The sequence below is a fragment of the Paenibacillus thiaminolyticus genome (assembly GCF_003591545.1).
GTDB classification, from domain to species: Bacteria; Bacillota; Bacilli; order Paenibacillales; family Paenibacillaceae; genus Paenibacillus_B; species Paenibacillus_B thiaminolyticus_A.
On record NZ_QYZD01000014.1, the window covers coordinates 132,292 to 143,091 of the forward strand.

A 10,800-nucleotide genomic window follows, 5' to 3' on the forward strand; every position below is an offset into this window, starting at 1 on the left:
GCGCAGATTACCGCTCGTTCTCTTACCGGGAATCAGCGGCTTTTTTCTTGCCTGGGATGACGATGGCATGGCCCATTTTATCATACAAGGAGTTAATGCGATGTCAATATCACTGCCTGATGAATTGCCTCTGGCTTATCAAGAACAGATGAAGCGCCAATTCGAAGCGGATAACGAGCCGTTCGAGCCCTTCCTCGACAGCTACCAAGCGCGCCGGACTTACGGCCTGCGCGTTCAACCCGGGAAGTGGAGCCGGCATGAGACGGCCCGCCATAATGCGGCCGCCCTCTTCGGTCTGGAGCCCGTCCCGTGGTGCCCGGAAGGATTTTACTATGAAGAATCGTCCCGGCCCGGGAAGCATCCCTACCATCATGCCGGATTGTATTACATCCAGGAGCCTTCCGCCATGTCGGCCGCCGAGCTGCTCGATCCGCAGCCGGGCGAGTTCGTGCTTGATCTGGCCGCAGCTCCGGGAGGGAAGGCGACGCAGATTGCCGGGCGGATGAAGGGCGAAGGACTGCTTATCGCCAACGAGATCCACCCGCAGCGGGCCAAAATACTGGCCGAAAATATGGAACGGATGGGCATCGTCAACTGCATCGTCACCCAGGCGGATCCGCATGCATTGGCCGAACGGTTCCCCTACAGCTTCGACCGCATTATGCTGGATGCGCCCTGCTCCGGCGAAGGGATGTTCCGCAAGGATCCGGAAGCAGTCAAGGAATGGTCGCCCGAGCATGTAGAGGCATGCGCGCTCCGTCAGAGAGATATTATCCGGGCGGCTGTCCGCATGCTTCGGCCGGGGGGCAGCCTCGTCTATTCCACCTGCACCTTCAATCGCCAGGAAAATGAGAACATCATCGCCCATTGGCTGGAGACCTATCCCGAATTCGAGCTGGTGCGCATGGAACGGCTGTGGCCGCACCGCCATCGGGGCGAAGGGCATTTCGTCGCATTGTTGAAGAAATCCCCCTCCGCACCAGGCGCGGCGGATGGAACGGCCAGTCCCCCATCCCGCCGGCCCGGCGGACGCAAGGCCAAAGGTTCTGCCGGAGCGAATCCGGCGGCGGCCGCGTTCCGGCAGTACGCCGAATGGGCCCGCGAGCATCTGCCCGGCCTGGAGCTTCCGCCAGGGAGGCCGCTGCTGTTCGGGGACGAGCTGTACTACGTTCCTGATGCCCATCCTGCGGCGCGGGCGCTGCTGGACGACGCTTCCGTATTCGCCGGGTTGCGCCTGCCTCGTCCCGGGCTTCATATCGCCCATATGCGCAAGAACCGCATTGAACCGGCCCATGCGCTGGCAATGGCCTGCACCGCCGCGGACCAGGCCGCGCTCTGCTGCGACATGGCGGCGGACGATCCGCGCATTGCCGCTTATCTGCACGGCGAACCGATCGCGCTGAACCCGGAGCAAGGCGCCGCCAAGGGCTGGACCCTCATCGGCGTCGACGGCCTGCCGATCGGCTGGGGCAAGGCGTCCGACGGCATGATCAAGAACCATCTTCCCAAAGGTCTCCGCGCCCTCCGTTAAGCAAGGAGTTGTCTGTCGTTGTCTGCCGTTGTTTGTCACGCTGCCCAATACGTTTCCTCTCGCCTACGAGAGCCAATCTCTGCCTCGGCAAGCACGAGCTCCTGACCCAAGGGGAGAACGTTGATAAGGCGATGCAAGACCTATGCACGGGCATGGAATCTTTGCTCCCGCCCAACATACAAAAAACCGCTAACCTTGCAGCTTCAAATGCCCCTCGGGAGCTTTGCCTCTGCAAGGTTAACGGTTACCCCTGCCCGTCGGACGCGCAGTCCACGAGCAATTCGTCAATCATCTCATTATGGAACATCATCGTCAGATGGAGCGACTGCACCTGCTTATCCTTCGCCAATTGACAGGCGAGCTCCTGGCCGATGCAGGCCCGATCGGCCCCCGTTCCCGGTACCCGAAAATCGATATACCCGGACATTTCCGGACCGTCAGTGCTGATAGTCGCCTCTCCGACAGGCAGAGAGCCGTTCTGATCGCGGTAAATATCATAGAGCAGCGCGCTGCCGTCATCCCGCGCCAAAATCACGTGAATCCGATCGTCCGCCCCTTCGGTCATGTCCTCCCCGTCCGGAGCGATCTCCCGCCCGTCTTCCGGGCTGATGCCGAACGGCTCCGCTTGCTGCCCCGGCGCCTCCGCCCGATATTCCGCAGCATCATCATTGGTGACAATGCGCTGCACTTGTCCCGTCACGAACACGACCTCCAGATCGGCGACACCCAGCGCATCCGCCGTATGCCGGACATAGCGCTCGACCTGTTCCTCGATAGCGCTCCGGTGGCGCTCCTGTACATCGGTCCCGTCCATGATGAAGATCCCTTGTAGCCGTTCCCGCTCCCGGTACAGCCAGATGAACTCCCCCGCATAGGCTCCCTTGAACAGCACGTCCTGCGATTCCCCGCTTGCCGTCCGGAAGTCAGGGCGAAATTGAATCATCTGCGTGTCCTCCCTTACCATTTCCGGTATATCCGGTATTACTATAAGCTTGCCCGTTCCTTGCCGTTACATTCCTCCCAGACGGCTCAGGATATCCGTCCAATCGAAGGCGGATTCGCCTGCATACTCTGTGGATGTCGGAACAAGGAGGACACCGTCCCGGCGGCACATCCATCCCGCTGTTCCGCTTTCATCTCGAACAAGGAGGAATGTTTCCATGGGTGCAGGATTTGGGCATTTCACATCGACAGGCGTTATTCTCGTATTGTTCATTTTGCTGGTCATCGTATCCCGGTCGTTCATCTTCTAGAAAACAAGCAGGAACAAGCAAAGGCGGGGCTGCCCCCGCCTTACTCCGCGTTATCCCGTCCATCGCGGAAGCCTAACGCGCTCCCGCTTCCAGACAGTGCTTGACTAGCGCATCATGCACGCCTTCTTCATTGTTCGACTTCGTGACTTCCTGTGCGGCCGCCTTCACCTCAATCGGCGCATTATCCATTGCGATGCCCATACCCGCAAATTGAATCATCGACAGATCGTTATAGTAATTGCCGATGGCGAGCACCTGCTCCGGAGCGATGCCGCGAAGCTCCGCCAGCTTCGCCACCGCGCTGCCCTTGGTCGCATTCTGGTGCATAATATCAATGAAATAATCCCCGGAGCGGATATAATGCAATTGATGATCCCACAACCCCAACTCCGCCTCCACCCGATCCATGTCCTCTTTTTGCCCGCTAATCGTCATTTTGACCGGCGCGTCCTCCAGCGCTTCCCAGCTTAGAAGCTGCTTCGGCTCGATAAGGAACTGCGCGTAGAGATCCACCATCTCCGGCATCATCCCTGCCCGGTCATCCACATACAGATCGAACACCGTATTGATATTGAAATGAACGCCTTGCTCACGGCAATATTGGATATACGGGTCCAGCTCTTGCGGCGGAATATCGAACCGGTGCAGAATGCGCCGGCCCTTCGAAGCGACTGTCGCCGCTCCGTTATGCGTAATGACAACCCCTTCCAGTCCCAGCTCGTCCAGATAAGGCAGGGTGCTCTGCGGGGCGCGTCCGGTGCAGAGCACGATCTCCGCTCCTTGCTCGGCCACGCTGCGTATCGTAGCGGCCGTTCGACCCGTAATCGCGTGATCGTCATTCAACAGCGTCCCGTCCATATCCAAGGCAATCATTCGGTAATTCATAGGTCTTCTCTCCCCTTCTGTCAGTTCTATCCCTCATTGTGTCCCGAGCGAAGCCGTTCTATCTCTTCCGGACTGCATTCGCGCCATTGTCCGGTCTTCAGCTGCGGGTCTAGCTCCAGCGTTCCCATCGAGAGACGCTTCAAATAGACGACCTTCTTGCCGACCGCGGCGAACATCCGCTTCACCTGATGGAATTTGCCCTCCGTTATCGTCAGCTCGATATCCGATAGAACGTTCTCTTCCTCATCCGTTCGGTGGCCGAGAATATTCAACTGCGCCGGAGCCGTTACATAACCGTCATCCAGCGTTACGCCCGCAGCGAAGCTGGCGCCGTCTTCGGCGGTCACTTGGCCCGCCACATGAGCGAAGTAGGTCTTCGGGACATGCTTCTTCGGAGACAGCAGCTGGTGGGCCAGCTGCCCGTCGTTGCTGATCAGAAGCAATCCTTCCGTATCTTTATCCAGCCTCCCCACCGGGAACGGCTCGAAATGCCGCAGCGCTGCCGGGAGCAGATCGAGCACTGTCCTCTCGCGCGTATCCTCCGTCGCCGAGATGACGCCCTGCGGCTTGTTCATCATCACGTAAATATATTCGCGGTACAGCACGATCTCATCGTCCAGCCGGACGACATCCTGCTCCGGATCGACCTGATGGCCGCTATCCTTCACGCTCTTGCCGTTGACGGATATCCGCCCCGTCTTGGCCCATTTTCTGATATCCGACCGGGAACCTCGGCCCATATGCGCCAGCAGCTTGTCGATCCGCATCATTTTGCCCATGACGACAGGGTCACCTCCTCTGCCTGTAACCGTTCTTGTCCCTGCGGATCGCATGGCCCTAATGCGGAACATGTCCTTATCAGCATACCATGTTGTTGTCCGTTTGGAAAAGAAACCGGTAAAGGGTTGCTTCCCGCTCTTATCGTCTATCGGCAAGCAGACTTACATTATTGTCATGTATCGCGCAACGATGAAACTTTATTGTACAATATCCGTATGAAAACATTGTTTTCACAAATCATCCGGACAACAGACAATGAGAGAGAGGAGGAGACGGATGTTACGTGTTGAAAATCTGTCGCACGCCTTCAAGAACGGGCCGGAGACGACTCAGGTGCTGCACTCGGTATCGTTCAGTGTCCAGCGCGGAGAGATGGTCGCCCTGCTCGGGAGCTCCGGCTCCGGCAAGTCAACCCTGCTGAATCTGATGGCAGGACTGATGAAGCCGACGGAAGGCAGCATATATATCGCCGATAAAAATATCGTCACGATGAATGAGAACCAGCTGGCTGAATTCCGGCGCGGGCATATCGGGTTTATTTTCCAAGCCTATGAGCTCATCGCCAATCTCACCGTGCGGGAGAACGTCGAGCTGCCGCTCATCTTTCAGGGCGTCGCCCCTTCGGACCGGAAGGCCAAGGCGATGCGCCTCCTGGAGCAGGTCGGCCTTCCCGACAAGTCAGAGCTGTTCACGTCGCAGCTCTCGGGCGGACAGCAGCAGCGGGTCAGTATCGCCCGTTCGCTTATCACCGAGCCGTCCGTTATTTTTGCCGACGAGCCGACGGGGAATCTCGACACGCGCACCGAGGAGGAGATTATCGCGATTTTGAAGCAATTGAACAAGACAATGGATACGACATTCATCATTGTCACTCACGAGCATGAGGTGGCTGGCCAGACGAAGCGCATACTTACACTGAGAGACGGCCATCTGCACGATGACAGCCCCGCACCGGAGCAAGCTCGGGAAGAAGCGGTCCCGTCCGGAGGTGAGACCCGTTGAGAATCGCTGACTATATCCGCCTGTCCTGGGATCAGTTGAAGCGGCGCAAGGTGGTCACTGCCTTATGTGCCATCGGCATATCAATCGGCTGCGCGTCTATCGTGGTCGCTATGAGCGTCGGGGAATCGGCCCAGGTGTTCGTGGAGAAGCAATTGAATTCTTTTCTGAAAATGGACGAGATCACTGTCGCTCCGAACAAGAGCGCAACGGGTCCGGGCGCAAATAACGCAAGCAAAAGCGATAACAGCGAAGCCGAGGAACGGGGACAGATCACCGATCAGAAGCTGGAGGTCATCCGTAACATTCCGCACGTCAAGGCGGTAGCGGCTTTTCAGCAGCTCGGCTATATGCAGATGGAGACCGCCGACGAGCGCAAGGCCGGCTTGGAGATTAGCGGCACCGACCTCAATTCGCTGACCGACTTCGGCTATGAATTCATGCAGGGCGGTGCTTCCGATTTGACGGGGACCGTCATTCTGAGTTACGGGGCCACCCTTGGCCTCCTCGATGAGGAAACGCAGGACAAGTATGACAATCTGAGTATGCAGTTCATGGAGAACCCGAATGACGAAACATTACGGAAGCAACTCCGTATTCTGGAGCAAACGCCGAGCTCGCTCTATCAGCGCCAGATTCGGCTGAACTCGTTCGGGGAGGACACCAACCGGCCGCATGCCAGTTCCCCGCTTCGCGTGTCCGCCGTGCTCAAGAAGCCGGCCGGCATCACGGATGACATGCTCATCTATGACAAGAAAGCGTACGTCTCGCTGGAGACCGCCGAATTACTGCAGCAAGAGCTGAAGATCGAAGGGGATTCCGTCCCCAAGCCAGGTACATACAATTCGCTTCTCGTCAAGGTTGACGATCAAAAGCATGTGGAGCAAGTCGAAAAGCAAATCAAAAAGCTTGTCCTTAACACGAGCACCAACCTTCATTACCTGGAGCAGTTGAAGGAGCAGTTCGCGATCATCCGCACGATCGCCCTCGGCATCGGATTGTTTGTCCTGTTCATCGCTTCTATCTCGATCGTCGTCGCGATGACGATGTCAACGCATCAACGCCGCCGCCAGATCGGAATTATGAAGGTGCTGGGCGCCAACCTGAAGCAGATCCGCAATATGTTCATCATCGAAGCGGCGCTGCTTGGCCTGGTAGGCGGTCTGGTCGGCATTATGCTGTCCTATTGGATCGTCTGGGCGATCAACGGGGCGACCGCAGGAGCCATGTCAGACGGGAGCGGGGATCCGATTATTTTCATCTCGTCCAACTTTATTCCGATCGGCATCGCCTTCGCGATTATGACCGGGATCATTTCGGGTCTCTATCCTGCGATTAGCGCGTCGCGCACCGATGCGCTGACGGCCATCAAGCGCGATTGATCGCAGTCGCGCCACAACTATAGACTAAGGAGGTCCGCTCACCGGAATGAAGAAAAAAATAAAATGGGCAATCATTATCCTGGTACTCGCCGGAATCAGCTACGGACTCTATTCATTCGGCAATCCTCCCGTCCAGGAGACGGGAATGGAGAACAATGACGCCATCACCTTCCCCGTGACGAGAGAGACGCTGGTGAACAGCATCGAAGTCAAAGGGAAGTCAGGCTATGAGCAGGAGACGTTCGTACACGCTCCGTTCAGCGCCGAAGTAAGACAGTGGAACGTGAAGGACGGCCAGCAAATCAAAAAAGGAGACGTGCTGTTCCAGCTCGACTCGACCGCTCTGGAGAATGAAATCGCGCAGACGCAGGCGACTATCAAGAAGCAGCGCCTCGAAATGAGACTGACGGAAGTCCAGAGCGCGCTCGGCCTGGAGGATCAGGCGCTAGGCGTAACGGAGGCGGACCGTAAAAAAGTATTCGTGCAGCAGGAAGGTCAGAAGCTTCAAAAGGAATTAAGCGAGGTCACCCTGGATATTCAGGAACGGGACATCGCGGACAAGCAGAAGAAGCTGAATGAAGCGAACTACCGCGCCCAGGCGTCAGGCATTTTCCTGTTCGAGGATGCGAAGAAGATTCCTTCCCAGGTGAACAGCAATGACCGCCTCGGCAAGATCGTTGATCTGAACAAGCTCCAGCTCGTCTCACTTGTCGGAGAGCAGGATGTATTCCGCATCGCGGAAGGAATGCCGGTCGAAGTGAAGATCAACGCCCTGAAGCAGGTCAAGCTGACCGGCAAGGTCCTCAAAGTATCCAAATTCGCCAAGACAGGCACCGATCAGCAAAATACGAATCAGCCTGCTCAATTCGAGGTCATCATCTCGCTGGAGGCGAATAAGCAACTCATCGCCGGATTGAGCCTGACCGGCCAGATCGAGACCGAGCGCAAGGATGACGCTATCGTCGTTCCAACCGTGGCCGTGCTGCGCGAGAAGGACCAGTATTATGTCTTCCTCGACAAAGGCAACGGACAAGTAGAACGAAGAGATATCAAGATCGGAATGGAGACTCCGGAAAAAACGGAAGTACTGGAGGGCTTGAAGGAAGGCGATCAGGTCGTCCTGCAATAGCAACCAGCCAGAGCAAGAGCCCCCGGCATGAAGCAATCATCATGCCGGGGGCTCTTCCGCTTTCTTCCGTTGGCCTGTCACGGCTTCGGCGTCTGCACATCCTTCAGCCGATAAGACAGCGTGACGAACACATAGTCGTCCTCCTCCGTCTGATCGGCGTAGGATCCCATATCTTCTTGTTCATCGGGCTCGACCGTATCGGAGCCGTTCTCTGCGGTTACCGCCCCCTGGATCAACGCCATTTTGTGCCCCCATTCAGCCGGAGTCATCCTGCGGTACGCGATATTCGCCTCGGCCAGCATCTTCTCCCCGTGGCGCTCCATCTGAATCTGCTCTTCGATGATGCCGAGCCCTTCCTGGAACAGCCGCGACAGCTCCTGTACAATAAAGGCGGGATTCTCCGCCGCCAATTCGCGATCGAATGTATAACTGCGCTGCATCGGGTTCGTCTGATAATACTTCTCGATCAGATTGCCATGCTGCTTCGTCTCCACCAATTGCAGCAGATCCAGCTCCTCCAGCTTTTTGACATGATAGTATAAGCGGGAAGGCTTCTCGTTCAGGCGTTCCGCTAACTGCTTCACCGTTACCGGCTCTTCCCGCGCCACTCGCAGTATTTGGGTTCTTCTCGAGTCAAGCAGGGCCTTCGCCAGCTCAAGATCTGAAATAATACGGTGATTCTTCAATCCATGGCCTCCTTAACCGCTAGAAGGCATAGCCGCTTGCGCGTCTCCCTCCGGCGGATTCATCGTGCCTGCTCCTTTACTTTTCAATAGGTTGTTCAAAAATTCCGCTTTTGATCACGATGTAACGCAAGATGTTATTCGACATCGAATCTTGCACTCACTCTCGAAGAGCGTATGCTTCCGAAGTATGTTTCCTGCGGAAACATTTTAGCTCATGTAGTCTCGCCTACACTGCGCTGCTCCTTCTTCAAGTTCGTGCCACCTTCTCGGTGCTGAAAACCGTCATTTTTGAACTCGGATTTCAAGGCTCGACTATATTTTAACAGAGGGAAAACGATAGAGACAATAACAAGCAGCCCCCCTGCCACGGCCGTGGCCTCCAGCACCCCGAACCAGACCGCGAACAACCCGCCCAGGCCAATCCCGAGCACTGTGCCCGTCTCGGTGACGGTTCCGAATACGGCAGACCCCCTGCCCCTAATCTCATCCGGCATCAGAGTAAGGAACAAGCTGCTGAGCGGTACATTCGTGCAAGAGATCGTGAACCCGGTCAAGAGTGACCACACGTAGATGCTGATGACGCTCGTATTGGCGTATATCGGCGCCAGCGGCAGAATGAAGATACAAGAGGCTCCTATGCCCGCTATCCCGGTCAGTAGCAGCGTGCTCGGTTGAATGCGGCGCAGCAGGTGAGGCGCCGCGATCGCGCCGATGATGCTTCCGGCGCCAATGACGCTGGAGACGAAGCCGAAATGCTCCGCCGGAATGCGGAACGTCTGGAGCAGCGCCGCATTCAGGTTCGAATTGATGACACCGACGACCAGCATCACCGGTACAATCAGCATAAGCAGCGCGAACAAGCCTTCATGCCGGTACATTTGCATGAGCCCCTCTTTGAACGACGCCATATATGACATCTTCGCTTCTTTCTCTTGCTGTGCTCCCCTTCCTTCATGCTCTTCAGATTCGTCGGTTGCCGTCTTGACGCCCTTCGCTTGCGCGCTGCTCAACTTCAATGGCTCCACTCCCCGCAGCGAGAAGACGAAGACGGCGGACAGCAGAAAAGTAATGGCGTTGAAAGTGAACAGCCAGCCGAAATGACCGAGCGGAATGAGCAGGCCGGCTAGTGCGGGGCCTACCAGCCTCATGGCCATAAATGTGGCCTGCGACAGAGATACGGCGGCGCTAATCTGCTCCTTGCCGACGAGGCGCGGGATAAGGGCGGAGCGCGCCGGCTCGAAAAAGACCGTGCCAATGCCCTGCAGCCAGATCAGCACATAGATGAACGGCAGGCTGTCTTGCGCCAGGATGAACGCCAGCACGATGCCCGCGCGGTAGATATCCGACGCGGCCATCAGCAGCGGACGGTTGATCCGATCGACGAGCGGCCCGACGAATGCCCCGAACAGCATCTGAGGCAGTACTTGAGATAACACGACCATGCTCAGCGCCAGCGGACTGGCCGACAGGTGAGCCACCAGGAAAATAACGACCAGGCGGGTTATTCCGTCCCCAAGCTCGGAGATGAGCTGCGCCCACCATAACCGGCGGTAGGAAGAATTGTTGAAGAGCAGTTTCATAAGGATGACCTCCAAAATAATTTTTATCGTTAAAATATATTTTAACGGCAAAAGATGATTTGTAAAGAGTCTTTTATATATCTTCATTAAAAATATTTTTAACGATAAAAATCGCATTCCTTTCCGAATATTTTGCTTTGCTCTAGCTCCCTTTCCCTTCCTTTTGCCTGCCTTCCAGTGGCAACCATTTGCGGCAACGCCAAAAAGGGCTGTCTCCCGTAGAGACAACCCTTTACTCGGGAAAATTCGATTGTCAGTCAAGTAAGCTTCCCATTGTAAACACAAACCCTAAAAATACGAAAAAGAGAGGAGATGTCCATTTTCCTACTCAAAACTTGGCACTCAGAATTTTTTTGACTGAGAGACGAGCTCCACGATATAAAAAATGACGTGGCGAAAATCCCCCATAGACTTCTCAACGGCCTGATTTTACGGGATCCAAGAAGACCACGTCGGATCCTGGGGGCATCATCGCCTTCCGGAGGCATCCATTGCCTTCCGGAGGCATCCATTGCCTTCCGGAGGCATCGTTGCCTCCTGGGGCTTGAACGTGTGGAGGGAATTGCTGCTATTTT

Annotated in this window: 10 protein-coding genes; 5 read left to right on the forward strand and 5 right to left on the reverse strand. The window is 56.2% G+C overall.

Annotated features, from left to right (window positions below):
• Positions 1–100 precede the first annotated feature (100 nt).
• On the forward strand, positions 101–1,531 hold the full coding sequence (locus DQX05_RS16505; RefSeq protein ID WP_119794630.1) for an RsmB/NOP family class I SAM-dependent RNA methyltransferase: 1,431 nt from the start codon (positions 101–103) through the stop codon (positions 1,529–1,531).
• A 244-nt stretch (positions 1,532–1,775) separates the two neighbouring features.
• Here the strand turns inward: DQX05_RS16505 and DQX05_RS16510 are convergent, their stop codons facing one another.
• Positions 1,776–2,474 carry a hypothetical protein gene (locus tag DQX05_RS16510; RefSeq protein ID WP_119794631.1) on the reverse strand — a complete coding sequence of 233 codons (699 nt, stop codon included), beginning with the start codon at positions 2,472–2,474 and terminating at the stop codon, positions 1,776–1,778.
• A 217-nt stretch (positions 2,475–2,691) separates the two neighbouring features.
• Here DQX05_RS16510 and DQX05_RS31435 point away from each other — a divergent pair, with 217 nt between their 5' ends.
• The gene (locus DQX05_RS31435) at positions 2,692–2,784 is read left to right on the forward strand and encodes a YjcZ family sporulation protein (protein ID WP_220483185.1); all 93 of its coding nucleotides are present in this window, start codon (positions 2,692–2,694) and stop codon (positions 2,782–2,784) included.
• Positions 2,785–2,856: 72 nt separating this feature from the next.
• Here the strand turns inward: DQX05_RS31435 and DQX05_RS16515 are convergent, their stop codons facing one another.
• Both DQX05_RS16515 and DQX05_RS16520 read right to left on the reverse strand, forming a co-directional pair.
• Positions 2,857–3,669 carry a Cof-type HAD-IIB family hydrolase gene (locus tag DQX05_RS16515; RefSeq protein WP_119794632.1) on the reverse strand — a complete coding sequence of 271 codons (813 nt, stop codon included), beginning with the start codon at positions 3,667–3,669 and terminating at the stop codon, positions 2,857–2,859.
• Between the two features lie 26 nt (positions 3,670–3,695).
• The gene (locus tag DQX05_RS16520; protein ID WP_119794633.1) at positions 3,696–4,448 is read right to left on the reverse strand and encodes a pseudouridine synthase; all 753 of its coding nucleotides are present in this window, start codon (positions 4,446–4,448) and stop codon (positions 3,696–3,698) included.
• Positions 4,449–4,725: 277 nt separating this feature from the next.
• Here DQX05_RS16520 and DQX05_RS16525 point away from each other — a divergent pair, with 277 nt between their 5' ends.
• Genes DQX05_RS16525 through DQX05_RS16535 form a run of 3 tightly spaced genes read left to right on the forward strand, consistent with a single transcriptional unit; the run spans position 4,726 to position 7,959 of the window.
• Positions 4,726–5,451, forward strand: a complete 726-nt coding sequence (locus DQX05_RS16525) for an ABC transporter ATP-binding protein (protein ID WP_119794634.1) — start codon at positions 4,726–4,728, stop codon at positions 5,449–5,451.
• Positions 5,448–6,830, forward strand: a complete 1,383-nt coding sequence (locus DQX05_RS16530; RefSeq protein ID WP_119794635.1) for an ABC transporter permease — start codon at positions 5,448–5,450, stop codon at positions 6,828–6,830. The genes DQX05_RS16525 and DQX05_RS16530 overlap by 4 nt, the downstream gene beginning before the upstream one ends.
• A gap of 46 nt (positions 6,831–6,876) precedes the next feature.
• Positions 6,877–7,959 (forward strand): efflux RND transporter periplasmic adaptor subunit, encoded by a 1,083-nt coding sequence (locus DQX05_RS16535; protein ID WP_119794636.1) that lies wholly within the window; start codon positions 6,877–6,879, stop codon positions 7,957–7,959.
• Positions 7,960–8,036: 77 nt separating this feature from the next.
• Here the strand turns inward: DQX05_RS16535 and DQX05_RS16540 are convergent, their stop codons facing one another.
• Together DQX05_RS16540 and DQX05_RS16545 are read right to left on the reverse strand one after the other, a co-directional pair.
• Positions 8,037–8,645, reverse strand: a complete 609-nt coding sequence (locus DQX05_RS16540; RefSeq protein ID WP_119794637.1) for an ArsR/SmtB family transcription factor — start codon at positions 8,643–8,645, stop codon at positions 8,037–8,039.
• 212 nt (positions 8,646–8,857) lie between these two features.
• Positions 8,858–10,225: an MFS transporter gene (locus DQX05_RS16545; RefSeq protein ID WP_259392055.1), complete on the reverse strand. Its 1,368-nt coding sequence runs from the start codon at positions 10,223–10,225 to the stop codon at positions 8,858–8,860.
• Positions 10,226–10,800 lie beyond the last annotated feature (575 nt).

Coding starts and splice junctions, on each gene's coding strand:
- DQX05_RS16545 (WP_259392055.1), bottom strand. CDS start 10,225: ATGAAACTGCTCTTCAACAATTCTTCCTACCGCCGGTTATGGTGGGCG.
- DQX05_RS16510 (WP_119794631.1), bottom strand. CDS start 2,474: ATGATTCAATTTCGCCCTGACTTCCGGACGGCAAGCGGGGAATCGCAG.
- DQX05_RS16505 (WP_119794630.1), top strand. CDS start 101: ATGTCAATATCACTGCCTGATGAATTGCCTCTGGCTTATCAAGAACAG.
- DQX05_RS16515 (WP_119794632.1), bottom strand. CDS start 3,669: ATGAATTACCGAATGATTGCCTTGGATATGGACGGGACGCTGTTGAAT.
- DQX05_RS16520 (WP_119794633.1), bottom strand. CDS start 4,448: ATGGGCAAAATGATGCGGATCGACAAGCTGCTGGCGCATATGGGCCGA.
- DQX05_RS16525 (WP_119794634.1), top strand. CDS start 4,726: ATGTTACGTGTTGAAAATCTGTCGCACGCCTTCAAGAACGGGCCGGAG.
- DQX05_RS31435 (WP_220483185.1), top strand. CDS start 2,692: ATGGGTGCAGGATTTGGGCATTTCACATCGACAGGCGTTATTCTCGTA.
- DQX05_RS16535 (WP_119794636.1), top strand. CDS start 6,877: ATGAAGAAAAAAATAAAATGGGCAATCATTATCCTGGTACTCGCCGGA.